This is a genomic window from Streptosporangium sp. NPDC002544 (assembly GCF_040295965.1).
Taxonomy (GTDB): Bacteria; Actinomycetota; Actinomycetes; order Streptosporangiales; family Streptosporangiaceae; genus Streptosporangium.
The window spans coordinates 90,120-116,102 of record NZ_JBEOWJ010000007.1; the positions used below are offsets into that span (position 1 = coordinate 90,120).

Annotated in this window: 29 protein-coding genes; 2 read left to right on the forward strand and 27 right to left on the reverse strand. The window is 67.7% G+C overall.

The genetic code is table 11. From position 1 onward, the window contains the following. Positions 1 to 117: 117 nt before the first annotated feature. Entirely contained in the window at positions 118 to 642 is a 525-nt protein-coding gene (locus ABT061_RS12485; RefSeq protein ID WP_350915706.1) for an ATP-binding protein, read from the forward strand. Between the two features lie 196 nt (positions 643 to 838). Here the strand turns inward: ABT061_RS12485 and ABT061_RS12490 are convergent, their stop codons facing one another. The 20 genes from ABT061_RS12490 to ABT061_RS12585 all read right to left on the reverse strand — a co-directional run bounded on the left by ABT061_RS12490 (position 839) and on the right by ABT061_RS12585 (position 18,865). Continuing rightward, on the reverse strand, positions 839 to 1,000 hold the full coding sequence (locus ABT061_RS12490; RefSeq protein ID WP_350915708.1) for a helix-turn-helix domain-containing protein: 162 nt from the start codon (positions 998 to 1,000) through the stop codon (positions 839 to 841). Positions 1,001 to 1,136: 136 nt separating this feature from the next. Next, on the reverse strand, positions 1,137 to 1,721 hold the full coding sequence (locus ABT061_RS12495; protein ID WP_350915710.1) for a GNAT family N-acetyltransferase: 585 nt from the start codon (positions 1,719 to 1,721) through the stop codon (positions 1,137 to 1,139). Positions 1,722 to 1,983: 262 nt separating this feature from the next. Next, entirely contained in the window at positions 1,984 to 2,130 is a 147-nt protein-coding gene (locus ABT061_RS12500; protein ID WP_350915712.1) for a hypothetical protein, read from the reverse strand. A 49-nt stretch (positions 2,131 to 2,179) separates the two neighbouring features. Continuing rightward, the gene (locus ABT061_RS12505; protein WP_350915714.1) at positions 2,180 to 2,998 is read right to left on the reverse strand and encodes a carbon-nitrogen hydrolase family protein; all 819 of its coding nucleotides are present in this window, start codon (positions 2,996 to 2,998) and stop codon (positions 2,180 to 2,182) included. Then, entirely contained in the window at positions 2,995 to 3,699 is a 705-nt protein-coding gene (npdG, locus tag ABT061_RS12510; protein ID WP_350915716.1) for an NADPH-dependent F420 reductase, read from the reverse strand. The genes ABT061_RS12505 and npdG overlap by 4 nt, the downstream gene beginning before the upstream one ends. A gap of 3 nt (positions 3,700 to 3,702) precedes the next feature. Continuing rightward, positions 3,703 to 4,710 (reverse strand): LLM class flavin-dependent oxidoreductase, encoded by a 1,008-nt coding sequence (locus ABT061_RS12515; protein WP_350915718.1) that lies wholly within the window; start codon positions 4,708 to 4,710, stop codon positions 3,703 to 3,705. 27 nt (positions 4,711 to 4,737) lie between these two features. Continuing rightward, positions 4,738 to 6,153: a dihydropyrimidinase gene (hydA, locus tag ABT061_RS12520; protein WP_350915720.1), complete on the reverse strand. Its 1,416-nt coding sequence runs from the start codon at positions 6,151 to 6,153 to the stop codon at positions 4,738 to 4,740. Between the two features lie 49 nt (positions 6,154 to 6,202). Beyond that, positions 6,203 to 7,558 (reverse strand): aminotransferase class III-fold pyridoxal phosphate-dependent enzyme, encoded by a 1,356-nt coding sequence (locus tag ABT061_RS12525; RefSeq protein WP_350915722.1) that lies wholly within the window; start codon positions 7,556 to 7,558, stop codon positions 6,203 to 6,205. 28 nt (positions 7,559 to 7,586) lie between these two features. Next, positions 7,587 to 8,150 carry an amino acid synthesis family protein gene (locus ABT061_RS12530; protein ID WP_350915724.1) on the reverse strand — a complete coding sequence of 188 codons (564 nt, stop codon included), beginning with the start codon at positions 8,148 to 8,150 and terminating at the stop codon, positions 7,587 to 7,589. 122 nt (positions 8,151 to 8,272) lie between these two features. Beyond that, positions 8,273 to 9,136, reverse strand: coding sequence for a nitrilase family protein (locus ABT061_RS12535; protein WP_350915726.1), 864 nt, complete (start codon positions 9,134 to 9,136; stop codon positions 8,273 to 8,275). Next, complete coding sequence (locus tag ABT061_RS12540; protein WP_350915728.1) at positions 9,133 to 10,617, reverse strand: NAD-dependent succinate-semialdehyde dehydrogenase; 1,485 nt, start codon at positions 10,615 to 10,617, stop codon at positions 9,133 to 9,135. Before ABT061_RS12540 ends, ABT061_RS12535 begins: the two co-directional genes overlap by 4 nt. Positions 10,618 to 10,663: 46 nt before the next feature. Continuing rightward, positions 10,664 to 11,500, reverse strand: coding sequence for an IclR family transcriptional regulator (locus tag ABT061_RS12545; protein WP_350915730.1), 837 nt, complete (start codon positions 11,498 to 11,500; stop codon positions 10,664 to 10,666). Between the two features lie 71 nt (positions 11,501 to 11,571). Next, positions 11,572 to 12,741: an ABC transporter substrate-binding protein gene (locus ABT061_RS12550; protein WP_350915732.1), complete on the reverse strand. Its 1,170-nt coding sequence runs from the start codon at positions 12,739 to 12,741 to the stop codon at positions 11,572 to 11,574. Between the two features lie 45 nt (positions 12,742 to 12,786). After that, positions 12,787 to 13,614 carry an ABC transporter permease gene (locus tag ABT061_RS12555; RefSeq protein WP_350915734.1) on the reverse strand — a complete coding sequence of 276 codons (828 nt, stop codon included), beginning with the start codon at positions 13,612 to 13,614 and terminating at the stop codon, positions 12,787 to 12,789. Further along, complete coding sequence (locus ABT061_RS12560; RefSeq protein ID WP_350915736.1) at positions 13,611 to 14,444, reverse strand: ABC transporter ATP-binding protein; 834 nt, start codon at positions 14,442 to 14,444, stop codon at positions 13,611 to 13,613. Before ABT061_RS12560 ends, ABT061_RS12555 begins: the two co-directional genes overlap by 4 nt. Beyond that, positions 14,441 to 15,286 (reverse strand): ABC transporter permease, encoded by an 846-nt coding sequence (locus ABT061_RS12565; RefSeq protein WP_350915738.1) that lies wholly within the window; start codon positions 15,284 to 15,286, stop codon positions 14,441 to 14,443. Before ABT061_RS12565 ends, ABT061_RS12560 begins: the two co-directional genes overlap by 4 nt. Positions 15,287 to 15,956: 670 nt before the next feature. After that, positions 15,957 to 16,331, reverse strand: a complete 375-nt coding sequence (locus ABT061_RS12570) for a nuclear transport factor 2 family protein (RefSeq protein ID WP_350915740.1) — start codon at positions 16,329 to 16,331, stop codon at positions 15,957 to 15,959. A gap of 112 nt (positions 16,332 to 16,443) precedes the next feature. Further along, positions 16,444 to 16,899: a hypothetical protein gene (locus ABT061_RS12575; RefSeq protein WP_350915742.1), complete on the reverse strand. Its 456-nt coding sequence runs from the start codon at positions 16,897 to 16,899 to the stop codon at positions 16,444 to 16,446. 17 nt (positions 16,900 to 16,916) lie between these two features. Next, positions 16,917 to 17,504, reverse strand: a complete 588-nt coding sequence (locus tag ABT061_RS12580; RefSeq protein ID WP_350915744.1) for a helix-turn-helix domain-containing protein — start codon at positions 17,502 to 17,504, stop codon at positions 16,917 to 16,919. Between the two features lie 446 nt (positions 17,505 to 17,950). After that, the gene (locus ABT061_RS12585) at positions 17,951 to 18,865 is read right to left on the reverse strand and encodes a LysR family transcriptional regulator (protein ID WP_350915746.1); all 915 of its coding nucleotides are present in this window, start codon (positions 18,863 to 18,865) and stop codon (positions 17,951 to 17,953) included. 244 nt (positions 18,866 to 19,109) lie between these two features. On the opposite strand from ABT061_RS12585, the gene ABT061_RS12590 reads away from it, so the two are divergent. Then, complete coding sequence (locus ABT061_RS12590; protein WP_350915748.1) at positions 19,110 to 19,505, forward strand: VOC family protein; 396 nt, start codon at positions 19,110 to 19,112, stop codon at positions 19,503 to 19,505. 23 nt (positions 19,506 to 19,528) lie between these two features. Here the strand turns inward: ABT061_RS12590 and ABT061_RS12595 are convergent, their stop codons facing one another. The 7 genes from ABT061_RS12595 to ABT061_RS12625 all read right to left on the reverse strand — a co-directional run bounded on the left by ABT061_RS12595 (position 19,529) and on the right by ABT061_RS12625 (position 25,915). Then, complete coding sequence (locus ABT061_RS12595) at positions 19,529 to 19,693, reverse strand: response regulator transcription factor (RefSeq protein ID WP_502991439.1); 165 nt, start codon at positions 19,691 to 19,693, stop codon at positions 19,529 to 19,531. A gap of 57 nt (positions 19,694 to 19,750) precedes the next feature. Further along, on the reverse strand, positions 19,751 to 20,923 hold the full coding sequence (locus ABT061_RS12600; protein WP_350915750.1) for a glycine C-acetyltransferase: 1,173 nt from the start codon (positions 20,921 to 20,923) through the stop codon (positions 19,751 to 19,753). Positions 20,924 to 20,999: 76 nt separating this feature from the next. Continuing rightward, entirely contained in the window at positions 21,000 to 22,028 is a 1,029-nt protein-coding gene (gene tdh / locus ABT061_RS12605) for an L-threonine 3-dehydrogenase (RefSeq protein ID WP_350915752.1), read from the reverse strand. Between the two features lie 290 nt (positions 22,029 to 22,318). Next, on the reverse strand, positions 22,319 to 23,395 hold the full coding sequence (locus tag ABT061_RS12610) for an SPFH domain-containing protein (protein ID WP_350915754.1): 1,077 nt from the start codon (positions 23,393 to 23,395) through the stop codon (positions 22,319 to 22,321). A gap of 3 nt (positions 23,396 to 23,398) precedes the next feature. Next, positions 23,399 to 23,836 (reverse strand): NfeD family protein, encoded by a 438-nt coding sequence (locus ABT061_RS12615; RefSeq protein WP_350915756.1) that lies wholly within the window; start codon positions 23,834 to 23,836, stop codon positions 23,399 to 23,401. Positions 23,837 to 23,918: 82 nt separating this feature from the next. Beyond that, positions 23,919 to 25,076: a fumarylacetoacetase gene (fahA, locus tag ABT061_RS12620; protein WP_350916151.1), complete on the reverse strand. Its 1,158-nt coding sequence runs from the start codon at positions 25,074 to 25,076 to the stop codon at positions 23,919 to 23,921. Further along, positions 25,076 to 25,915, reverse strand: a complete 840-nt coding sequence (locus ABT061_RS12625) for a hypothetical protein (RefSeq protein WP_350915758.1) — start codon at positions 25,913 to 25,915, stop codon at positions 25,076 to 25,078. Before ABT061_RS12625 ends, fahA begins: the two co-directional genes overlap by 1 nt. Between the last annotated feature and the right edge of the window lie 68 nt (positions 25,916 to 25,983).

Genomic DNA, 25,983 nt, shown 5'->3' on the forward strand with positions numbered 1-25,983 from the left:
TCCGCTGTGCCTCGGTGTTTGGGACCGTGTGCCTGTCGAGCTATAGCTGTCACGGGATGTCAGTTAATGGCTCCGGTGACGGCAGGTCGGCTTAATTCGGTCGGAAGGGGCAATTCCATGAAACCGGAGACGTTCAGCGAGATATTTCTGACCAGTGGTCCCGAGGCCGCATCGAGCGCGCGGGAGGAGGTTCGTAAATGGCTGGGGGAGAGTCATCCGGCCTATGAGAACGCGCGGCTGGCCGTGTCCGAGTTGGTGACCAACGCCGTCCAGCACGCCCGGCACGGGGTCACCGGGCAGGCCGGGGCCGCCAATAACGATCCGCTGGTCCTGCGGCTGCTGGCGTACGGCGGGCTGCTGCGCATCGAGGTCGTGGACGCGGGCCTGGGCGCCGAGGAACCCCGCCTCCGGGCGGACCCGGCATGCCTCCTGATGGAGAACGGCCGAGGGCTGGCCATCGTCGGCATGCTCTCCGGCGGAAACTGGGGCTACCGCTCCCACGGCCGCGAACCCGGCCGGACCGTCTGGTGCGAGCTTCCCGCGGATCCGCCGCGCTCTGACGAGGGTCTCGCCGAGAGATCAGCCCCGTCGTCTCCGGATGATCTCCTCACCGGAGCGCCGACCTCCGCTCAGCCGGGGTGACGCGCCGCTCCCAGCACCCGCTGGGAGCCGACGAACCACCCCCGGCGGGTGGCGGCACACGGATTCGTCCCCCACGAAAGAACCTGCGTGCCGCTCCGGCTCCACCTCCCCCGTTGGAGCACCCCGCCGGGGGTCTCTTATTGGGGTGCCACCGGGAATACGGCAGAAACGGGCCGCGGGGTGAGATAGCTGCTAGTCAGCGTTGTGTGAGGGCTGAGTAGGCGGTGGAACGGCCGATTTCGAGGGTGCGCGCGGCCTCGGTGACCGAGACGCCGTCGTCGACCAAGCGGCGCAGCGTCGCCAGCTGGGCAGGGCCGATGACACGAGGTCGGCCGGTCTTCTTCTTGCCGGGCAGCATGGCACCAGTGGCCTCGCGGCGCTTGGCGGCGGCAGTCCTTCGCTCGCAAGGGGCCGCGTCACAGCGAAGGCGCCAGGCCATGGTGGGCGTGATTCGATGGCCCAGGCCAACTTCGCCGGGTAACGGGCTCGAGGCCCTACCAGAGTTTGTCGATCAGGCCTGGATAGAGCTTGATTCGAGCGTGGTGGAACGACGGCCGGTGTTGCCGGCTCGTAGCGGAGAAGAAGTCGGCCATCGTGACTTTGTCGAAGCCGGGTTGATCGCTGGGGAAGGGCTCTTCAGGGGTTCCTCCGATCAAGACTGTGCCAGGCAGTAACTGCCATCCGCCGCTTTCGTAGAAGGCCTGAAGAGGGCGATCGCAGGTGAACAGGCCGATGTCGAAGCCGGCGTCCGCCATCGCTGTGCGGGCGGCGGTGATCAACATGCGGCCGTGTCCCCGGCCGCGTGCTGCCTTCCGGGTCACCACGGTGCTCAACCCCGCAGCGCGATAACGCTGGCCATGGTGCATGATCTCTTTGGAGAGGATGTCCAAGGCGGCCACGACGATGTCGTCGTCGACCAGCAGCAGCATGGACAGCGGGGCCAGGGCGGGGTCGTGGTTCGGCTCACCACTGCCGGGCGCTGGGAAAGTGTAGGACGGCCAGGCTTCCCGCTGCAGCTCCCGGACCTGGAACAACAGCTCGGTGGGAGTGGCCAACTCAGGGAAGGACACGATATGCATGGACCCGAGTGTGCTGACCAGATGCGATCCCTAGCAAGCAAGTTTTGCGTTCGCTAGCTGCAGGTGTGTCCAGTTAACGGCTCTGCCTCTTTCGAATCTGCGACAGAGCCGAAAACTGTACAGTCGCGCTCAACCTCGCCGCCTGGGAACGGCGGGTGCGATGCCTCGTACGGGTCGTTCGGCCGCACCGAATATCAACCTTGCGGAGACGGGGCCTAGCGCGGTGTGCTGAAGCGCGTCCAGCACTCGGGCGAATCGGAAATCACTCCGGGGAGTCGGCGAAGATCACTATTTCGTCGATGTCGCCCTCGACGGTGACGTGCACCACGTCCATCCCGGTCAGCAGGCTCCGGCCGGAGGAGTCCTCATAGCGCCACCCGAAACGCGCCCACTCCCCGGGCGCGTCCACTGCGCTCGGGTCTGTACTTGCCTGAGTCGGATCGAGCCCGTCGTCGCTGTCACATCGCCGTCAACCGGTCGTACAGTTCCGGGCGCCGGTCACGGAGGAACGGGCGGCGCCGGCGCGAGCTCGCGATCAGTTCGAGGTCGACTTCGGCGACCGCGACGTCATCGGTGTTGTCACTCGCCTGAGCGAGGACGTCGCCGTTGGGGCCGTAGACGGCGCTCATCCCGAAGTAGTCCTTGACGCCTTCCCTGCCCACCCGGTTGGCGCAGATCACGAAGAGCCCGTTGAACACGGCGTGTGCCTTCAGTTCGAGCTGGAAGACCTCACGCATGGGCGCGCTCGCGGACGCGACCGGCACGCACAGCACCGAACCGCCCTGAAGAGCGACGATCCTGCTCAACTCCGGGAAGTGCCTCTCATAACAGATGATCGTGCCAACCCCGGTCTCACCCGTATGTACGACTTCAGGCTCGGTGCCCCCCGGCCGGAAATAGAACTTCTCCGGGAATCCATTGGAGAACGGCAGGTGGGACTTTCGATAGACCGACTTCAGCTCGCCCGCGACGTACGTGCAGGCGGTGTTGAAATACACGCCGGGCACGTCACCGGCTTCGAATACCGAAGAGACCACCGTGATCCCGTGTCGACGGGATCGGTCAGCCGCCATCGTGTTCGACGGGCCGTCGAGACGCTCCGCCAGCTCGAAGTAATCCGGATCCGGGTCAGGTTGCACGAACGGGACAGCGAACAGCTCAGGAAGAAGAACGATGCCGGCGCCCTGACCGGCGGCGGCATCCACGAGATCGCCGGCCCTGCCGATGGTTTCGGTCCGGTCGTCCGTGGCACGGAGCTGAACTGCGGCGAGCTTCATGCGATCACCTTTTCGGGAGTAGGCTGCGGCATTCCGGTCAGCGCGACGCCAGACCGCGTGCGGTAACGCTTGTTCACGGAGATGAGCACGGCGGTGAGCGGCTCCAGTTGGCGTGCCATTCGCAGACGACCGGCATCGACTCCTCGGCCGCCGGTCACATCGGCGGCCAGTGCCATCACGCGCGTTTTGGCCTCCGTGTCGTCACCGCATACCAGCACGTCCTCGTGGGACAGGTCCGCGCCGGGATCGAGGAGGAGTGGTGCCGCGAGATGATGGAACGCGCCAACGACCGTGGCGCCGGATACGATCCGCACCGCCTCCTCCGCGGCGCTGCCATCCGGCACGTCCAGTCCGTACGGGCCGTGCCGGTCGAAGCCGAGGGGATTCACACAACTGACCAACAGCTTGCCGTCGAGGTCGGCGGCCAGGCTGCCGACCAGGTCCGCGTGCCCCTCGTACGGCACGGCCAGGATGACGATCTCCGCGTTGGCGACCGCCAACGTATTGGTGTCTCCGCGGACGGTCGTTTCCACGGCGGGAAGCTTCGAGAGGTCGACGGCCGCCTGCGCGGCCCGGTCTCCGTCACGTGATCCCAGAATGACCTCGTGTCCGGCACGCGCCAGCCGGTAGCCGAGGCCGCCGCCTTGCGGCCCGGTCCCGCCCACGATGGCGATGGTCGTTCGGGGAAAGTGGTGATCCATCGTTCAGTCCTTCGCGGCCAGGGCGAGGCGGGTGAGCGTCTGCTCCTTGTCACCGAGCGTGGAGATGATCGGGCATCTGACGCCGGCCTCGTGGTATTCCATGAGCTTGTCGAAGGCCTGTGAGGTGGACCCACACGCGGTGACGTTCTGCACCAGCGAGTTCGGAACGAGAGGCATCGCGCGCTTGATGTCCTCAGGAGTCGCGGGCCATTTCGCCACCTCCTGCAGCCGGTCGACCAGTTCGCGCTCCACGCCACAGTGCTCGGCGATGTGCGGCTGCTGCATGAGGTAGAGGGTCAGGAACGCCTTGCACGCGTCGATGGCTTCCTGCGGGTCGTCGTCGTTGACGCTGCATGCCACGATCTGGGTCAGGTCGATCCCCGTGCGACCGTCGGTGCGCTTGGCGACGCCCCGGCCGATCGCCTCTCTGGCGCCGGTCAGATAGGACGGCGGCAGGAGGAAGTCCATGTGGACGCCATCGCTGATCTCTCCGGCGAGTTCGAGCATCTTCGGCCCGACCGCGCCGATGTAGATCGGGATGTCGACCGGCTTGTTCTCGCGGTACATGCTGTCGAATCGCACGTCGCGCATCTGCACGAACTCCCCTTCGAAGGAGACGAGTTCATTGCGGAAGAACGCCTGGCAGACGGTGATGTACTCGCGCATCGAGGCGATCGGCTTCACGAGCGGCTGACCGACCTTCGTGGCGAGCGGCTCCCACCAGGCGCCGATGCCGAGGATCGCGCGACCCGGAGCCACCTCGTCCAGGGTCTTGAAGGTCACCGCCATCAGTGCCGCGTTGCGGCTCTTGTTGTTGACGACGCCCGTGCCGATCTTCAGGTTGGAGGTCTTGCTCGCGATGATGGCCGCGGGCACGATTCCGTCCCTGGCCAAGCGGCCCTCGGCCACCCAGACCGACTCGAATCCGTTCCGATCCGCGAACTCTGCCTGCCAGTAGGTCTGCTCGAGGCTCAGCCTCTCGCCAACGTGGATGCCGAGGGGAAGTTTCATATCCGGAGAACTCCGATCAGTCAGGGGTCAGAAGAGGTGGGGCTTGCCTCGGGTAAGGAAGGATCCGCGACCGGGCTTCCCGTCGAAGGCTCCGTCGTTGACGAGGTGATGGCCGCGGGAGAACACGTGGACCGGTCGTCCGGTCACCCGCATGCCGTCGTAGAGGTTGTAGTCCGTGCGCATGTGCGAACCCGCCGTGGTGATGACGTGGTCCGCCGCGGGGTCCCACACGAGGAGGTCGGCGTCCGCACCCACGGCTACCAGACCCTTGTGTGGGAAGAGTCCGAACAACTTGGCCGGACGCGTCGCCACAAGGTCGACGAACCTGCACATGTCAATCCGGCCCGTCTTGACTCCTGTCTCCCAGAGAACCATGAGCCGGTCCTCGACTCCCGGAACCCCGTTGGGAACCTTCGGGAAGTACCCGGGGCTGCGCAGTTTCTGCGGGGGGAGATCGTCGGGTTGCTCCAGGCAGAAACCCGCGTGGTCGGTGGCCACCGTCGACAGCGCCCCCACGGTGAGCGCCTGCCACAAGCCCTCCTGGTTGCCGCGCTCCCGGATCGGCGGCGAGCAGAGGTAAGCGGCGGCTTTCTCGCCCAGTTCGGCGTAGTCCTCGTACGCGACCGCGAGATACTGCGGGCACGTCTCCCCCCACACCAGCGAGCCCCGCCCCCGCGCCTGGCCGATCTCCGCCGCGGCCGTCGCGCTGGAGACATGCACCACGTAGAGGGGACTGCCAACGGAGTCCGCCAGGACGATCGCCCGATGCACCGCCTCGGCTTCGGACTCGTGGTCGTGCGCCGCGGCGTGGTAATTCTCCGCGGTACGTCCACTCTCGATCAGCAAGCGAGTCTCTCGGGCCACCATGTGGCCGTTCTCGGCATGCACCATCGGCAGCACGCCGTACTCGACCGCGAGTTCGAAGCCTTCGAGCAGTTGGCCGTCGTCGACCATCTGCGTGCCGGGGTAGGCCATGAAGAACTTCCAGCTCGACGCGCCTTCTCCGGCCAGGCGGCGCAAGTCGTCCAGCACGTTCTCCTGCTGGTCGCGTGGCGGCACTATGGCGTGCAACCCGAAGTCGACGACGGCCTTCTCGGCGGCCACGTCCCGGCGACGCATATACGAGTCGAGGAGGGACTGGTCGGGCTCCTTCTTCACGAAGTCGACGACCGTCGTCGTCCCGCCGTGTGCGGCCGCGATCGTGCCGTTGTGGAAGTCATCCGCCGTTCGGGTCGTGAAGCCGTCGATCGGGTATTCCAGATGCGTGTGCACATCGATCCCGCCGGGGAGGACGAGTTTCCCGGTCGCGTCGATGACCTCGTCGGCCGACCAGCCGTCGCCGAACCCGAGTGCGACAACGAGACCGTCGCGCACCAGAACATCGGCCCGGACGGCGGCGTCGGCGTTGACGACGGTACCGCCTTTGATGAGTGTCGATCCCATCGTTCTCCTTCTTGAACGGCCGGCCACACCAGCTAGGTGGTCAGTTTGATCAACCGGTGTAGTGCTCGTCGGCCAGCGTGAGCACCTCGTCCAGCACATCGAGAGCCAGGTCGATCTCCGAGTCGCGGATGATCAGGGGCGGGGTCAGGCGCAGCACGTTGAAGTTCGCTGTGAGGTACAGGCCACGCTCCATCGCCGCCTTGAGCAGGCGACTCACCGGTGCGGCCGCGGGGCCCTTGGCGTTGAACGGCACGAGCGGTTCGCGTGTCGCCCGGTCCCTGACGAGCTCGACTCCGTAGAAGAGGCCACGGCCACGAATGTCACCGATGCTCGGGTGCCTGTCCGCCAGGGACGCCAGCCCTTCGCCAAGCCGCCGGCCCATGAGCCGGGCGTTCTCGACGACACCCTCGTCCTGCATGATGCGCAGAGAGGCGACACCGGAGGCACAGGCGAGCGGGTGTCCCGCGTAGGTGAGACCGCCCCAGAACATGTTGTCGCGCAACCAGTCGGAGATCTTCTCTGACACGGTCATCGCACCCAGCGGGACGTAACCGGAGTTGAGCCCCTTCGCGGTGGTGAGGATGTCCGGGGCGACGGCCCAGTGGTCGCAGGCGAACCATTCGCCCGTCCGGCCGAATCCCGACATGACCTCGTCGAAGATGAGCAGGATGCCGTACCGGTCGCAGACCTCCCGAAGGGAGCGGAGGTATCCGTCAGGCGGGTACAGAAGTCCGTTCGTTCCGGTCACCGGCTCGACGATCACGGCGGCCACGGTGTTGGGGTTCTCGTATTGGAGGATCTCCTCCAGATGCGGTCCCCCTGAGCAGACAGGGCACGGGTCGGGGTGGCCCGCGGGACAGCGGTACGTGTACGGATCGAGCATCCGCACCACGCCGGTCATGCCCGGCTCCGCCGCCCAGCGACGCGGGTCCCCGGTCAGCGCGATGGCCCCCGCGGTCGCCCCGTGATAGGAGCGGTAGCGAGCCACGATCTTCTGGCGGCCGGTCACGTGACGGGCGAGGCGCACGGCGTTCTCGTTGGCTGCCGCACCACCGGTGGTGAAGAAGCTCATCTTCAGGTCACCGGGCGTCAGCCCGGCCAGCATCTCGGCCAGCTCCGCCCGGGACCGCTCGGCGAAACCGGGGCCGATGTAGCACAGCTGCTCGGCCTGGCTGCGAATGGCCTCGACCAGCCTCGGGTGCTGGTGTCCGAGGTTGAGATTGACCAGCTGCGATTGGAAGTCGAGGTACTTGCGGCCTTCGTAGTCCCAGAACCAGGAGCCCGAGCCTCCGGCAACCGGAATGGGGTTGAGCGCGCCCTGGACCGACCAGGAGTGAATGACGTACTCCTTGTCGGCCTCCTGCACGCGCTGGCCGGTCCACGTCTGCGCGTCGATGACGGTCATCGGATCGCCTTCTCTCGTCCCGTAGGTGTCACTGGGTCTTCGTCTCGGCGCCGAACACGGCCAGGCGGGCCAGGGGACGACCGGCGTTGGCGGCCGCGCAGATCACGAGGATCTCGCGGGGGCGAGGGACGTCGGACGCCTGGAAGGTCACCGTCTGATGGTGCGATCGGGTCTTCGAGTCGAGCTTGTGCTTGAGCGGGATGTCGATGGGGCTGCCTGGGAGACCGACCTTCTCGGCGGCGGGCAGAAGTTCGGTGCCGCCGGCCGCCTTGCGGAAGACGTTGCCGAACCGGAGGTTGTGGATCAGGGCCGAGCCGTGCTCGACCTCACCGTCGATGCCGACGAGTGCCGCCTTGCCGAACGCCTCCACCTCGTCACCGAGCAGGTCCACGCAGGCCGGGCCGACAAGTTGCCCGATCTCCTCGCCCAGCTCGTCAGCGAGCGTCACCAGGTCCTCGACGTACTCGCTCGGGTATGGGTTGGCGATCACCGCACCGACGAACGCGACCCGATGCAGGCGCTCGACCGGGCGCCCGTTCTCGAGCATGGTCTCCTCGAGATGCTTGATGATCTTGCGGACCTGGATGCTCACTTTGCCTCCCTGAGTGGTTCATCTGGTGAACCATTGGTTCAAATTCTGATGACGGGTGGGGATTGTGTCAAGGGATTTCGCAGATGGAAAGCAGTCTCCCGTTTGTGGCCGCGGCGGCGGGATCAGTCCCGTCGACCGTTCTGGGCACACCGCGCGTCGCGGGTCACGTAGAGATCAGGGCGGCGGTCCGCCAGCGGCTGGTTGAACGGGTTGCCGTGCCGGGCTTCTCGCGACCCGATGAGGTCGATCTCGGCGAGCAACAGCTCTTCGCCGTCGTTGCTCGCGGGACCCGCGAGGATCCAGCCGTCAGGGCCGACGATCACCGATCTCCCGACGAACTCCTGGCCACGCTCGACACCCACCCGGCTCACGCCCGCGACATAGGACTGGTTGCTGTGCGCGCCGGTCATGCACATGAGGTTGGCCATGGCCGGCACATCGGCCGGCTGGCCCGGCACGGGGACCCAATTAGAGGGAAGAACAATCAGGTCGGCGCCTTGGAGAGCCGCGCTGCGGAAGGTCTCGGGGAACCACGCGTCGTAGCAGATCCCTACCCCGATCCGCCCCAGCGGCGTGTCGAAAACCGGAAACCCCGCCTCGTTGCGGCCGTAGATGGCCTTCTCGTCGTTCCAGAGATGGGCCTTGCGGAACGTCCCGACGTGCCCGTCCGGGCCTATCAGCACGGCCGAGTTGTACGGCTGGCCGCCCTCCCGTTCGGTGACGCCGGCGACGATCCAGAGATGATGCTTCTGGGCGAGTGCGGCCCAGGCCGAGCAGGCCGGTCCGCCGGGTATGTCCTCGGCGTACCGGAGGGCCTCGGCACGGTCCGCGAAGACGTACCCGGCGGAGGACGCCTCGGGAAGGACGACGAGCCGCGCACCGGCCTCGGCTGCTTTCGTGATCCACTTCGACGATCGCTCGATGTTGCCGGCGATGTCACCGATGCGCGGGCGCAACTGCACGCCCGCGAGAATGAACTCGGTCACCACGGCGCCCTGATGGACATGTACTTGACCTCGAGGTACTCGTCTATCCCGACCCGGCCGCCCTCACGCCCCAGACCGGATTGCTTGACCCCGCCGAAGGGAGCCGCCGGGTTGGAGATCACGCCCTGGTTGAGGCCGACCATGCCGCTCTCAAGGCGCTCGCAGACGCGCAGCCCTCGATCGAGGCGTTCCGTGAAGACGTACGCCGCGAGACCGTACTCCGTGTCGTTGGCCATGGCGACCGCGTCGTCCTCCTCGTCGAAGACGATGACCGGCGCGACCGGGCCGAAGATCTCCTCGCGAACGGTCCGGACGCCGTGGGGCACCCCGGTGAGGACGGTCGGCCGGTAGAAGTTGCCGCCGCCGGCCAGCGCCTCACCGCCGGTCAGCACTTCGGCTCCGGCGGCTCGTGCCTCGTCGACCAGCTCGGCCACGCCGGCGAGGGCGCCCTGGTCGATCAGGGGGCCCACCTGCGTCGACGGGTCGAGCCCATGGCCCACGGTCAACGAGCCCAGCCGTTCGGCGAGCGCCTCGCTGAAGTCCTGGGCGACTCCCCGCTGGACGTAGAACCTGTTCGCGGCCGTGCATGCCTCCCCGATGTTGCGCATCTTGGCCTGAACCGCACCCTCGACCGCCAGATCGAGGTCGGCGTCGTCGAAGACGATGAACGGCGCGTTCCCACCGAGCTCCATCGAGGTGCGCAGCACCTTGTCCGAGCACTGCGCGAGCAGAGTGCGGCCGACCTCCGTTGAACCGGTGAACGAAAGCTTGCGCAGTCGCGAATCGCGCAGCAGCGCCGACGTCACCTCTCCCGACCTCGATGTGGTGAAGACGTTGACCACCCCGGACGGCAGGCCGGCCTCCTGGAGGATCCCCACCAGCGCGAGCATCGACAGCGGTGTCTGTCGTGCCGGCTTGACCACCACCGTGCAACCGGCCGCGAGTGCGGGCCCGATCTTGCGAGTGCCCATCGCCATGGGAAAGTTCCACGGGGTCACCAGCAGGCTGGGGCCGACCGGCTGCCGGGTCACGACCACGCGCGACCCGCCGCCGGGGGCGACCAGGTAGCCGCCGTCGATGCGGACGGCCTCCTCCGAGAACCACCGGAAGAACTCGGCCGCGTACGCGACCTCGGCTTGCGATTCGGCCAGCGGCTTACCCATCTCCAGCGTCATGAGCCGCGCGAGATCGTCCCTGCGGGCGAGGATCTGCTCGAACGCCCGTCGCAGGATCTCCCCTCGTTCACGAGGTGGCGTGGCAGCCCAGGACGCCTGCGCGTCGACAGCGGCCGAGAGAGCCGCCAGACCATCCTCGACCCCGGCGTCGGCGACCTCGGCGATCGTCCGGCCGGTGCCGGGGTCGTCGACGGCAAGCACGGCGCCGGAGCCGGACCCACGCCACTCGCCGCCGACGAACACGCCTTTCGGCACACTGTCGGCAATGCTTTCGGCCGCGGCGATCGTGTCGGTAAGAGATGTCATGGGCGAACTCCTTTGTCGCGCCCCTTGGCGCCGATCAGTTGGTGGCCTAGCGCCCGGTCAGGGCACTCGGCAGGATGATGTCTGTGACGCTCAGCAGTTCACTCAGCCCTCGAGCGGCCTTGATCACCGACTCCGCCACCGAATCGATACGGTCACGCGTGATGCGATAGGTGGGGCCGCCGATCCACACCGCGTAGGGCGTCGAGTCCCGGACCCGTACCGGCGCGGCCACGGATGCCGCGCCGACTTCGAGCTCGTCGTAGGCGAGGGCGAAGCCGTTGCGGCGCACCGAGTCCAGTGACTCGATGAACGAGTCCAGACCTCCCAGCTCCGCGGGCGCCTTCTCCGAGAACTCGGCTGCGAACTCCGTCCGCACCGCCTCCGGATCGAGGGCGGCGAGCAGCACCTTGCCGGTCGAGGTCGCCCACACGGGCTGGGTCCGCGGGACAGGTTTGAGCGTCTGCCCGATCAGCGAGGGCCCCGCAACCTGTGCGACGACCATGACGTTGGGCGGCAGGAGCACGTCGAAACCGGAGGTCTCCTTGGTCTCCTCGGCGAGCTGCCGCAGGACGCCGCGCATGTGGCCGTAAGCGCCGTCGCTGTCCAGCAGTCCCCCGACGATCGAGAGAAGGCCGAGTGAGACCCGATAACGCCGAGTGTCCGGATCAAGTGTCAGCCAGCTCTCCCGTTCGAGGACGGTGAGCACGCGGTAGCACGTCGCCTTGGGGATGCCGGCCTCCCTGGCGACCTCGCTGAGCCCGACGCCCTCTGGGTGGGCGGCCACGGCACGAAGCAGCCAGATAGTCCGACGGACAAGTCCCGCTTCACTTGGTGCCATTGTCTTCTCCATTGAGGTGATGTGATCGACAGTTGCGGCCATCATCGTGGCAGGCTCGCCGACTGTTGTCCGTGCCTTACGCGGACTTATGCCGCGTAACGCACGGACATCGCCTGCTACTTGCCTCCGGCGGTGAGCTCTACGGTCCCCGGCTTGTAGCCATCGCCGGTGACGTCGAATCCCTCCGCCTTCAGTTCCTGGTCCGCCTTCTCTGTGAGGTCCCCGCGGAAGGCGCCCTCACCAGGGTCGGCCTTGAGCACCTTGGCGTCGACCGCGATCTTGATGGTCTGGTCCCATGCCTTCTGGTCGATGGTCCCGATACCGGCAGGTGAAGGCCACACGAGCTTGTTGACCTCGTTCAGCATCCACGTCTGGTGGCCCTTGCCGAGCGCGCTGCCGTTGTTGAGGACGACCTCGACACAGCCGTCCAGGTCGTCCCGGCAGAAGCCCCAGCCCTTGTACGTCGCCTTGAGGAACTTCACGGCGATGTCCTTGTTGGCATCCTTGGCCAGCCAGTCGCCACGCGCGTAGATGCCGTCCTCAAGGCTCGTGTATCCCGAGTCCTGAAGGCTGATGGCCGAGAAGTCCTCCGGCTTGTACAGCTCACCGGTCTTGGGGTTGATGGTCTCCAGCAGCTGGGCGTACTCGTTGTAGGTCTTGGCCTGGGCCGCGTCGACCTCACGCTTCAGCAGCAGCGACATGTCGAACGGCTGCTGCACGACGGTGACGTCCTTGGCCGGGTCGACGCCGGCGCCCCTCATCGCCGCGAACAGCACCAGCTCGTTGCCGAACCCCCAGCTGCCCACCTTCTTGCCCTTGAGGTCCGCGAGCTGCTTGATGCCCGAGTCCGCCCAGGCGACCTGCAGGTAAGCGCCGCGCTGGAACACCTGGCCGATGTTGACGAGGTCGGCCCCCTGCTCCCGAGTGACCATCGTCTTGGTGACGTGGCTGACCGCGAACTCCGCGTTGCCCGCTGACAACACCTGCTGCGGCACGATGTTGACGCCACCCTCCTGGATGGTCACATCGAGACACTCGTCGGCGTAGTAGCCCTTCTCCTTGGCGGCGTAGTAGCCGGCGAACTGCGACTGCGCCACCCACTGGAGGACGAGCCTGACCGGGGTTCGCGTCTGGCACGACGCGGTGTTCTCCGCGCCGGACCCGGACGCCGTGGTCTCCTCCGACATGCCACAGGCGGACAGGGAGAGCGTGGCGGCGGCCACCAAGGCGCCGGCGATGAGGCGATTGACTCGTGGGCGCGCGAGGCGCCGAAGGGAGCGGGGCATTGTGACTCCTTCAAGGAGATAATCGTGGGGGGAACGACGGGGAGATCACGCCTCGTCGCTGTGAATCGACTCGTGCCAGGGCATCAAAAGACGCTCAAGCAGCGACATCAGTCCGAACATCGCGAGCCCGAGCAGGCTGGCTACGAAGATCCCTGCCCATGCTTCGGCGAAGCGCGGCAAGGCCGCCTGATAGGCGATGTACACCCCGAGCGCATTGCTTGGACCCCCGAAGTACTCGGTCACGATGACGCCGATGACGGCCAGGGTGGACCCGAGCTTGAGCGCGTTGAAGAGATAGGGCAACGCGTTGGGGAGTCGCAACATCAGGGAGATCTGTCGCGGTTGTGCCGCCAGCGACTCCATGAGCTCCAGGTGCAGCGGTGAAATCTGGAGCAGACCCCTGGCCGTGTTGACCAGGACGGGAAAGAACACCATGACCGATGCGACGCCGGCCTTGGAGACGATACTGGTCACGCCGAACCAGTTGTTGAAGATCGGCGCCAGCGCGACGATGGGAGCGCAGTTGACGATCACGGCCATCGCCAGAACCGGGCCCGCCACCTTGTGGAAGCGGCTGACCACCAGCGCGACGAGGATGCCGGCGACGGACCCGAGAACGAGGCCGAGCAGGACCGCCTTAACGGTGATCTCCGAGGCCGAGAGGATCGTCGGGAGCTGCGATGCCAGCGCTGAGGCGATTTCACTCGGCGCGGGCAGGATGAACGACGGGACCTGGAACAGCCGCACCACAAGCTGCCAGGCGCCCAGGATGACGACCGCGGTGACCAGGACCGGCAGTCCTCGCCTGGTGGTCGCCGCGGCCCGCCCAGCGGTGATCGGCATCAAATGCCTGCTTCCCGTACGGGCGGTCATGGCGCGTCCTGGGCGACTGGCATGCCATGCAGAGCGGACCTGACCTCAGTGATCTTTTTGAAGTACTCGGGTGTCGTGCGGGTGGCGGCGGAACGCGGGTAGGGCAGATCGACGTCGATGCTGGCGGCGATCCGCCCAGGACGAGGGGACATCACCACGATCCGCGACGACAGGAACACGGCCTCTGAGATGCTGTGCGTCACGAAGACGACGGTCGTCCCCGTGTCGGACCAGATCCGGAGGAGCTCACCCTGGAGGCGTTCCCGGTTCATCTCGTCAAGTGCGCCAAGTGGTTCGTCCATGAAAAGGATCTTCGGATCCGCGGACAGTGCCCGGGCGATTGCCACTCGCTGCTGCATGCCGCCGGAAAGCTGCCACGGGAAGTGGTGAGCGAACTCGGACAGGCGGACGAGTTCGAGCATGGACGTGGCCTTGGCCCGCCGAGTCTGCTTGGCCACGCCGGCGACCTGAAGCGGTAACTCCACGTTGCGCTGGACGTTTCGCCAGTCGAACAGGCCGGCCTGCTGGAAGACCATCCCGTAGTCACGGTCTCGCCGTGCGGTGTCGGGTGCTTTGCCGTTCAAACTCACGGAACCGCTGGTGGGTTGGGTGAGGTCCGCCATGATCCGCAGGAGCGTGCTCTTCCCGCAGCCGCTCGGACCCAGCAGCGACACGAACTCGCCTTCGGCGATGGACAGGTCAATGTCCGCCAGCGCCGTTACGGAACGGTCTGTCCCGCTGTTGAACTGCTTCGTGACGCCGCTGACACTGATGATTGCGGATTCAGGCATCGTGGGCTCTCCAGGGATCGGAAGAGAGATGGCGGTCATCGGGTGTGCCGGTTACGGAGGGCGAATCGCTCGATCCAGCTGAGGAGCTGGACGAACACGATCCCCGTGACGGCCGCGACAAGGACGGCGGCGTACAGCTTCTCGGGGCCGTTCGAGTAGTAGTAGGCGAAGGTGAGGATGGCTCGGCCGATTCCTCGTCCCGTGCCGGCCGACAACTCGCCCACGATGGCGCCGACGACACTGGCCGTGGCGGCGAGTCGTAGCCCCGCGAAGACGTACGGCAGCGCCGCGGGCAGGCGGAGCCAGAACAGGAACTGGAGCCTCCCGGCGCCCACGCTGCGCATGAACTCCGTCTGCACCTTCGGCGGTGACTTGAGTCCTCGCAACGCGTTGATCGTCACGGGAAAGAACGCCAGGTACGCCGCGATGCCGGTGACCGCGACCCACGGTGGCAGTCCCGCCTTGCCGCCCCAGATGACGATCATCGGGGCGATGGCGACCAGCGGAATGGTCTGCGAGGCGATCAGCCACGGCATGAGGCCACGCGAGATCGGAGGGATGTGGAGGAAGACGATGGCGAGCGCCAGCCCGAGGAGCGATCCGGCCACCAGGCCGTAGGCGGCTTCACGCAGCGTCACAGACGCTTCCCCGAGCAGGTACACGCCCAGGCTGGTCGGGTTCCCGCGCCGGGCGGGTTCCACCAGTGCGCCTAGGATCGTGCCGACGTGTGGCATGGACAGATCGTCGGTCGCGACTGGGAATGGTATTCCGAGCAGCCGATCGCCTGTCGCCTGGCCCAGCGCCTTGTAGCCCTCCCAGAGAGCGGCCAGGAAGGCCACAACAGCAAGGCCGACCACCCCGCTTGTGAGTCGGGATCTCAAGGCCGCTGAGGCTGTGTCCGTGATTGGGGCCTCCCGCTTTGGAGGGGGGGCCGGGGCGATGGATGCTATGGGGGGGCTCTTCATGGCCGTCATGCCGGTTCACTCTCCGGGTCGTGGGGAGAGACATGTCACGGTGCAGGCGTTCATCGCTTGCAGTGAACCATCGGATCACTCAGCGATCCGATGGTTCAATGTAGGTGTGGCGTTCATCCGCCGTCAATGGTTCGCGTGAAACTTCATGTGTCACCGGTCGCGCCTCGGCACCCCGTCCGAAACCCGTAGGTTGGCGGAAAGTGGTGATCTCTGGTGACCTGCGCATACTCCTGGATCGGCAGGTCCGCTCAGCCGAGGTGACGCGCCGCTCCTGGCACCCGCTGGGAGCTTTAGCCACCTCCGGCGGGTAGCGGCACGCGGGTCGTCCCTCACGAAGAACCTGCGGCATGTGCCGTTCCAGCTCCGCTTCCCCCGTTGGAGCACCCCGCCGGGGGTCTCATCCCGGTGCCGGAACCTGGCTCACGGGCGCCGCCATGTGGGAGCGATGGGCGCCACGACGCTTCGCGTAGGCCGAATACATCTTCGGTCATACCGAATATCAACCTCGCGGAGACGGGCCCGGCGCGGTGTCGTCGCGATGTGCTGGAGCGGGTTCAGCACTCGGGTGAATCGGAAATCATTCCGGGGCGTCGGCGAAGATCACTATTTCGTCGATGTCGCCCTCGACGGTGACGTGCACCACGTCCATCCCGGTCAGCAGGCTCCGGCCGGAGGAGTCCTCGTAGCGCCACCCGAAACGCGCCCACTCTCCCGGCGCGTCCACCCGGGTCGTGCGGACCATCCGGGTAGGGCCCGCCGGGTGCCCCTGCACCACCTCGGTGATGAAGTCCTCGACCGCCTTGCGCCCGACACCTCGGCCCAATGGCCCCCAGAAGACGACGTCGCCGGTAAGGGCACGGCTCAGCAGCGTGGCCCGCCGCGCCGGGTCATCGGCATTGGTCGCCGCGATGAAGGCGTCAATGGCGTGGTCATGGAGGGCGTCATCCGTCACGTCGTGATACTAGCCAGCGGATCTGCGTCGCGAAGATGCGAAGTCACCCAGATCACGGAAGTCACCGTTGCCGACTTCGTTTGACTGCTGACGCCTTTGCATCTTGGCACTTTCAGAACAGGCCGAGGTGGTCGAGGAGCTTGCCGGTGGCGTCGATCAGCGCGCGTGCGGCCGCTATCGCGCGGTCTGCTTCCGCTGTTTCCACTACCTCGTCGGGGAACTCCGGATATTCGAGTTCGTTGCGCCTGCGGCGCATGGTGCCGTACGGCTCGAACGTGGGGCCGAACTGCCGGATCACGGTTTGCTGGACGGCATAGTGGCCGCCGGAGGTTGTGGCTCGTAACCCTTGTTGTGCCAGTAGACCGGCACAAGCGAAGCGCGCCGCGTCGTAGGCGAGTGTGTAGGCGGAGTTCGGATCGGTTGTTCTGAGCCCTTCGGCGCTGGCGAGGGTGGTGGTTGCCTTCTCCAACCATCCGCTGCCGTCGGCGGCCTCGCCTCGGACGCGCTGGAGTTCGCCGGAGGCCAACATCCGCTCGACGTCGGCCTCGCCACGTGTCCACCGTGTCATGGGGCGGGTTTCTCCGATCAGGTGTGGATTTCGGCGGTCAGATCGATCACGGGGGCTGACTTGATCTGCCTGATGAGGGCGTCGGCCTCCGCGTTCCAGCGGTGGGTGGAGGCGAGGACGGGATTGACCGGCATGCCGATGCGCTCCTGAGCGCGGTCGGCGGCGGCATAGAGGGCAGCCCGATCGACCTCACCGACGACGAGTATGTCAATGTCGTGGGGGACGGGTCCTGGATTTCCAGCATGACGGGCGGCCCACGAGCCGAAGATGAGCAGGCGCTCGGTGCCGGGGATACCGGCGAACTCCTCGCTGATGATCGTGTGAGGGCCGTACATGTAGTTCAGGATCTCGGTCACGGGCCGGAACAGCGGGTGGTCGGGATTGGCATGCAGGACCTGGGAGCGTCCGATCTCGACCGTAGTGATCAGCTGTGCGTCGACGAGGCGATGTACCTCGGCATGCAGGGTGGAAGGTGCCATGCCCAACTCTCGGGCGAGAGAGGCAAGGGTCCAGTTCCGCCGAGGCCGCAGATAGACGGCGGCCAGGATCTCCGCCTGCGTTCGGGTTTTGAAGATGGGAACGATGGGCGCCGCAACGCTTCGCATAGACCGAATATATCTTCGGTTATACCGAATACCAATCCAGCGAAGACAGGGGCGGGGTCGTGTCGTTCTCCGGGTGGGCTCGGCAGGACTCCTTGTGGGGAACGGGCTCGGGCGGAACCCGGTGTGGCCGGCTGGTGTGGGCTTCTCGGAGTTCTACGCCCCCGAACGGATACCTCGCCTGAGTGGAGATCGTCGAGGCTTTCCGCTCCAGCGGCCGGGCCCGGTCAGGTAAAGCTTTCTCGGCAAAACGCCCGCTCACGCGTCTGTCGGCCCTCCGGTTGTCGAAGAAGTCGCCAAATGGAACTTTTCGGGCAGGCGACAGGTATGGATCTTGTGCTTCATGCGGTGATCATAGGGATAGCCGCCACGGTCGCCCTGATGGCGACGGTCGGGGGCCGTTACTGGCATCGTCGGCGACGCCGTCGGTTCCGGCAGGGAAGAGCCCGCTAGGGTGACGAGGTCCGGTCCAGGGCCGTCGCGGTGTGCCGGAGGGCGTCCAGCAGGGGGATGAGCAGGGGGTGTCGTTCCGCGCCCCGGCGTACGGCGGTGAAGACCCGGCGTTCCGGACCCGCGACCCGGCGGATCTCGACGCCGGACAGGTCGGTGCCGCGCAGGGCCAGGCGGGGCACCATCGCCACCCCGGCCCCGGCGGCGGCCAGCGCGACCACCGCGCTGAAGTCGTCCGAGGAGTGGGCGAACTCGGGGGTGAAGCCCGCGTGCTCGCAGGCCAGTGCGATCACGTCGTGGCAGGGGTTGCCCGGATAGGGGCCGATCCAGGTCTCCCCGGCCAGATCCGCGACCGTCACCTCGCGCTCCGCGAGGGCGTGGTCCCGGGGGAGCACCACGTCGAACGGTTCGGAGTAGAGCGGGATGCGAGACAGGCGCCGGTCGTCCTCGGCGGGGGCTCCGCGATACTCCACGGCCACGGCCGCGTCCACCGCGCCGTCCAGGACCATGGTGAGGCTCTGGTCGCCCTCGGCGTCCAGGACCCGTACCCGGATGCCGGGCGCCTTGCCGTGGAGTACGCCGACGGCCGGGGCCACCAGGAGCCCGATCGCGGTGGCGAACGAGGCCACCTTCACCTCACCCGCCGTACCGGTGGTGTAGGCGGCGATGTCGGCCTCGGCCCGCTCAAGCTGGGCGAGGATCTCGTTGGTGTGGCCCAGCAGGATGCGGCCGACGGCGGTCAGCCGTACGCCCCGGCCGTCGCGGTCGAGCAGCCGGTGGCCCACCTCGTGTTCCAGGGCGGCGAGCTGCTGGGAGACCGCCGAGGGGGTCAGGTGCAGCGCGGCGGCGGCCGCGGTGACCGTGCGGTGGTCGGCCACCGCCCGCAGGGTCCTGAGCCGCCGTGTCTCTATCACTTCCCTATTCTCGCCGAGGCCGTTCGTACGCGGTGCCTCCGGGGTCGCGCTCCCATCGGCACGACCCCGGCCGAACCGTCCGGCGCGAGCCTCCGTCCCCCGACCGCGTCCGTTTCCTACAAGACCGCGGCGGGGAGGCAGGGCTAGGTTGAGCAGCCGTACCGGGGGTCACGCGTGTCTCGCCGAGCTGAGGGCGGTCCGCGATCTACATCCCACCGCGAACCCACGATCGGAGACATTCGATATGAAAGCCCAACTGGACGTCATCGGCATGGTCGTCGAGGACATGGGCCGCTCGCTGGCCTTCTACCGGCTGCTCGGCCTGGAGGTGCCGCCGGAGGCCGACGGGCTGCCGCACGTCGAGGCGGTCCTGCCCGGCGGCCTGCGCCTCGCCTGGGACACGGTCGAGACGATCCGCTCGTTCTACCCCGACTGGCGGCCCGGGAACGGGCAGGGGGTCTCGCTGGCGTTCCGGTTCGACACCCCGGCCGAGGTGGACGAGGCGTACGAGCAGCTGGTCCTTCTCGGGTACGAAGGGATCAAGGAGCCGTGGGACGCGTTCTGGGGGCAGCGGTACGCGGTGATCCACGACCCGGACGGCAACAGCGTCGACCTGTTCGCTCCGAACGCGGAGAGCTGACCGGAGGGCGGACGGCGCGCGGGTCAGTCCCGCGCGTCGTGGGCGAGCACGGCCAGCTGGATCCGGTTGTTCAGCCCGAGCTTGGTCGGCGCGCCGGAGATGTGCGCCTTCACCGCGCCCACCGACATGTACAGGCGTTCGGCTATCTCGGCGTTCGAGAGTCCCTTCGCCCTGCACCTGTCGCGGATCGCGGGCCGCTCCGAGTCTCGGCGATCTCGTCACGGCGACGGGGCCGTGACGAGTGCTCAGCCGCGGGCGGTGGCGAACGCGGCCAGGGCTCGGTCCACGTCCTCGGTGGAGTGGGCCGCCGAGAGCTGGACCCGGATGCGGGCCTGGCCGTGCGGGACGACGGGGTAGGAGAAGCCGATCACGTAGACGCCCAGTTCCAGCAGGCGTTCGGCCATCGCGGCGGCCTCGGCGGCGTCGCCGATCATCACCGGGACGATGGGGTGGTCGCCGGGCAGGATGTCGAACCCGGCCGCGATCATCCCGGAGCGGAACCGCTCGGTGTTGGCGCGCAGCCGCCGGCGGGCCTCGTCCGAGCCGCTGATCAGGTCGAGGACGCGCAGCGACGCGGCGGCGATCACCGGGGCCAGGGAGTTGGAGAACAGGTAGGGGCGCGAGCGCTGGCGGAGCAGCTCGCAGATCTCCTTGCGGGCCGCGACGTAGCCGCCGCTGGCCCCGCCGAGCGCCTTGCCGAGCGTGCCGGTGAGGATGTCGACCCGATCCCGCACCCCGTGCAGCTCGGGGGTGCCTCCGCCGTGTTCGCCGACGAAGCCGACGGCGTGCGAGTCGTCGACCATCACCATGGCCCCGTACCGTTCCGCCAGGTCGCAGATCTCCCTCAGCGGCGCGACGTAGCCGTCCATGGAGAAGACGCCGTCGGTGACGATCAGCCTGCGCCGGGCGTCGGCGGACTCCTTGAGCCGTGCCTCCAGCTCGGCCAGGTCACGGTTGGCGTAGCGCAGGCGCCGGGCCTTGGACAGGCGGATGCCGTCGATGACGCTCGCGTGGTTGAGCGCGTCGGAGATCACCGCGTCCCGGTCGTCGAGCAGGGTCTCGAAGACGCCGCCGTTGGCGTCGAAGCACGAGCTGTAGAGAACGGTGTCCTCCTGGCCGAGGAAGGCCGACAGCCGCGCCTCCAGCTCCTTGTGCACCTCCTGGGTGCCGCAGATGAAGCGGACCGAGGCCATCCCGAAGCCCCAGCGGTCGAGGGCCTCCTTGGCGGCGGCGATCACCTCGGGGTGGTCGGCCAGGCCCAGGTAGTTGTTGGCGCAGAAGTTCAGCACCTCACCGCCGCCGGCCACGGCGATGTCGGCGCGCTGCGGGGTGGTGATGACCCGCTCCGGCTTGAGCAGCCCGGCGGACGCGATCTCGTTCAGGGTGGTACGGAAGTCGTCGCGGACGTTGTCGAACATCAGGCGGTCCAATCCAAGGTGATCTTGCCGATTCCGCCGTCGTCGGCGGTGTCGAAGTCGCGGTGGGAGCCGGACATCAGGCGGTCCAGTCCAGGATGACCTTGCCGGTCCTGCCGCCGGCGGCGGTGTCGAAGGCCGCGTCGAAGTCGCGGTAGGAGAAGCGGTCGGTGATCACGGGGGAGAGGTCGAGGCCCTTCTCCAGGAGTACGGACATGGCGTACCAGGTCTCGTACATCTCCCGGCCGTAGATGCCCTTGATGGTGATCATCGAGGTCACGATGGTCGCGAAGTCGACGGCGAACTCCTCGGCGGGCAGCCCGAGCATGGCGATCTTCCCGCCGTGCGACATGTTGGCGATCATGTCGCGGAGCGCCTGCGGGTTCCCGGACATCTCAAGTCCCACGTCGAAGCCCTCCCGCATGCCGAGTTCGCGCAGGCCGTCGGCGACGGACTTCTCGGCGACGTTCAGCGCCAGGGTGACGCCCAGCTTGTTCGCGATGGCCAGCCGTTCGTGGCTGACGTCGGTGATGACCACGTTGCGGGCGCCCACGTGGGTGGCCACCGCGGCGGCCATCAGCCCGATCGGCCCGGCCCCGGTGATCAGCACGTCCTCGCCGACCATCGGGAAGGTCAGGGCGGTGTGCACCGCGTTGCCGAACGGGTCGAAGATCGCCGCCACGTCGAGGTCCACCGGGACCCGGTGCACCCAGACGTTGGAGGCGGGGAGCGTCACGTACTCGGCGAAGGCGCCGTTCCGGTTGACCCCCAGCCCGATCGTGCTGTGGCACAGGTGCCGCCGTCCGGCCATGCAGTTGCGGCACTTGCCGCAGACCAGGTGCCCCTCGCCGCTGACCAGATCACCGGGGGCGATGTCCTCCACGCCCGGCGCCACCTCGACGACCTCGCCGCAGAACTCGTGCCCGACGACGAGCGGCGTCCGCAGGGTCTGCCGGGCCCAGGCGTCGAAGCTCCGGATGTGCAGATCCGTCCCGCAGATCCCGGTCCGCAGCACCTTGATCAGCACCTCTCCGGCGCCGACCGACGGCTCCGGTACGTCGATCAGCCACAGGCCGGGTTCGGCCCTCTCCTTGACCAGTGCTTTCATCGCGGATCCCCCCTCAACTCCGAACCCTACGCACTGTGCCCGGCCGCCTTCGGGGGTGTCCATCGCGGTTTTCTTAACCCTGCCCACAGCATTGCTTCACGCCCGATACCCGTTTTCTAGCGGGGTACCCGGACAGTCGACCGCAAATCGGTCAGATAGCCGGTTCTCACACCGAGATCGATCCCCTCGACGGGATCGGCTCTCACCGGGGACCGGCCGTCCCAACGAGGACGGCCCCTGTCACGACGACGATCGTCGTGACAGGGGCCTCGAAGCCGGGAGCGGGCAGGTCAGGGAGTGGTGCGGTGGTGCTCCTCCTGGGGAACCGAGAGGCCGTCGGTGGGCAGAGGGGGCGGGGCCGCGTTGAGCTGGCGGGGACCCAGATCGGCCTCGGCGGCCTCGGCGACCGCCTCGGCGGCGGCCTGCTCGGCCTTGGCCGTCTCCCTGGCGGTGTCCTCGCTGATCGCGGGGGCCTCGCGGGTGGCGGCCGACTGCGGCAGCGCCTCGGTGAACGCCTTGGAGACGCCCTGGATGGCCGAGGTGACCTCGCTGGGGATCACCCAGAAGGTGTTGTTCGGGCCCTTGGCCAGCTCCGGCAGCACCTGGAGATACTGGTACGCCAGCAGCTTGGGGTCGGGGTCGTTGCGGTGTACGGCCTGGAAGACCTCGTCGATGGCCTGGGACTGGCCCTGGGCCTTGAGGATCGCGGCGCTCCGGTCACCCTCGGCCCGCAGGATCGCGCTCTGCTTGTCACCCTCGGCGGTGAGGATCTGCGACTGCCGCTGGCCCTCGGCGTTGAGGATCGCCGCGCGCTTGTCGCGCTCGGCGCGCATCTGCTTCTCCATCGCCTCCTTGATGCTCTTCGGCGGGTCGATGGCCTTGATCTCCACCCGGTTGACCCGGATGCCCCACTTGCCGGTCGCCTCGTCGAGCACGCCACGGAGCTGGCTGTTGATCGTGTCACGCGAGGTCAGCGTCATCTCCAGGTCCAGCGAGCCGACGACGTTGCGCAGCGTGGTGACCGTGAGCTGCTCGACGGCCTGGATGTAGTTGGCGATCTCGTACGCCGCCGCCCGGGGGTCGGTGACCTGGAAGTACAGGACCGTGTCGATCTCGACGACCAGGTTGTCCTCGGTGATCACCGGCTGGGGCTGGAAGGAGACGACCTGCTCGCGCAGGTCGATCATCGGATAGACCCGGTCGATGTACGGGATCACGAAGTTGAGACCGGGCTTGAGCGTGCTGTGGTAGCGGCCGAGCCGCTCCACGTTGCGGGCCCGCGCCTGCGGGACGATGCGCACCGAGCGAACCACGGTGAACACCGCCAGCAGGACGATGAGAAGCCCGGCTATGAGCAGAGCGTCCATGAGTCACTCCCGGGGATACACGAGAGCGGTCGCGCCCTCGATCTCGATGACGTCGACGGTAGCCCCGGCGGGTATCACCAAGGTCTCGTCGTAGGCTCGGGCGGACCACTCTTCGCCGCCGATCCGCACCCGGCCGTCCTGACCGGTCACCTCGCGCAGCACGTACGCGGATTTGCCGACGATCGCCTGGATCCCGAACCGCTGGCTCCGGGGCTGCAGCCCCTTGAGATGGCGCCTGGCGACGGGTCGGATCGCGACCACCCCCGCGCCCAGGGAGGCGACGAAGACCAGGAGCTGGAGCGGGAGCGGCAGTCCGAGACCGGCGGCGACGGAGGCGATGAGGGCGGCGCCCCCGAGCAGGCCGAGAGCGGTGGTCAGGGTGAAGATCTCGGCGACTACCAGCACGACCGCCAGAATCAGCCAGATGACCCAGTAATCCATGCTCCGGCCCTCCTGCCTTTTTCAACGGGTCGGACGTCGGGGAGGTTCCTTTCCCTACCGTATGTCTTCTGCTCGACGCCTGTCAGGATCGATCACGACGCTCCTGCCTCGCGGGTGCGATCTTTCCCGACACCTCGCCCAGAGTGATCACGGTTCCGCCGGGTCCCGGGGCCGTCGCGGTGATCGTAACGGTGTCCCCGTCCTCCAGGAACGACCTGGTGGAGCCGTCGGGCAGCTTGAGCGGCTCGGTCCCGTTCCAGGTCAGCTCGATCAGCGAGCCGCGCTCGCCCGGCCCGGTGCCGGAGATCGTGCCGCTGGCGTAGAGATCGCCGGTGCGCAGCGCGGCGCCGTTGACGGTCATGTGGGCGAGCATCTGGTCCGGCGTCCAGTACATGTCCCGGTACGGGGGACGGGAGACGACCTCGCCGTTCACCGCGACCTCCAGCCGCAGGTCGAGCCCCCAGGGCTCCTCGCGGCGCAGGTAGCCGAGCGGCTCGGGATCCTGCGCCCTGCCCTCGACGCGGGCCTCGGACAGGGCGGCGAGCGGGGTGATCCACGGTGAGATCGAGGTGGCGAAGGACTTGCCGAGGAACGGGCCGAGCGGGACGTACTCCCAGGCCTGGATGTCGCGGGCGCTCCAGTCGTTCACCAGGGTCACGCCGAACACGTGGTCCTCGAAGCGTCCGGCCCGGTCGCCGAGGGCCGTCGGGGTGCCGACGACGAACCCCAGCTCCGCCTCGATGTCCAGCCTGACGGACGGGCCGAAGACCCCCGCGCCGCGCTGCCCGGACGGCCGGGTGATCGGGGTGCCGGAGGCGACGACGGTCCCGGCCCTGCCGTGGTAGCCGACCGGCAGGTGCCGCCAGTTCGGCTTGAGCGGCTCCTCGTCGGGGCGGAAGATCCGGCCCAGGTTGGAGGCGTGCTCCAGCGAGCAGTAGAAGTCGACGTAGTCGGCCACCTCGATCGGCAGGTGCAGCGTCACCTCCTCCAGCGGGACGAGGTGCGGCTCGACCACCGGCAGGTCGGTGCGGAGCTTGTTCTGGATCAGGGTGCGGGTGTCGCGCCAGGCGACCGGGCCCCTGGCCATGAAGGCGTTGAGCGATCCGGTGGCGAACACCTCGTCGTGCAGGGCCCCGGCCAGGTCGACGATCTGATCGCCGTACCGGACGCCGACGCGAGGGGTCTCCCCCTCGTGGCGGGAGAAGACTCCGTAGGGCAGGTTCTCCAGGCCCCAAGCCATCACTTGCTCTCCTTCGTTGTGCGGGTGGTCACGCTCGGGCGCCGGGCGACGAGGCCCAGGGCCGTCAGGTCCTCGATCGGGGTGCTCGTGCTGCATGATCCGTACGAGACCAGCAGCTTCCTGGCGCGCGTCGCGGTCTCCTGGGGAACGGCCCGCGCGAGCCGCACCAACTCGCCGACGTCCGTCAGCTTCAGCACCGGCACCGGATCGTGGCCTTCGGTGGCCGCGCAGACCGCGAGGACCAGGTTGAGGAAGCCGTGCCGGTCCACGCCCAGCGCGGAGTCGAAGTGGCGGACCGCGTTGTGCAGGCCCGCGGTCGCCTTGAACGGCACGCCGTACTCCGCGCAGTGCGCGATGAGGGCGCCCAGGTCGACGGCGCTGGGAAAGGCGTCGGCGGTCAGTCCGCCGCAGCGGAACTTCAGGCCGGGCCCCGAGCCGTCGCGCGGCAGGGGCCCACGGCCGTCGAGGGGCACCTCGACGAAGAGCCTGGCCCCGGCGGGCAGCCCGTCGGCCAGCCGCTCCGACACGGCCTGAGGCGTCTCGTCCGGCGCCTGCCGCACCTCGACCAGCTCGACGGTGAGGCCGTCGAGTGGCGGGAGGGCGGGGGTGTCCATGATCAGGCCGAGCCGGATCGGGAAGGTCAGGTGGTCGCGGAGCTCCGCCAGGCGGCCGGCCGGGCAGAGGAACCGGTGGGTGAGCACCGGATCGTTGCCGGCCAGGTCGTTCCTGTGCCGCTCCAGGGCCTCGGTCATCGGCAGCCCGGTCGGCGGGAACAGTCCGGCGTCGTCGACGAGCCCACGGAAGAGCGCCGCCGTTCCCATTCCCGGGTCCGTGTTCATGTCTGTACCCATGGCCCTGCCCATACCCAGTGGCGATCCCGTGACCGTGTCCGCCCCGCACCTGTACT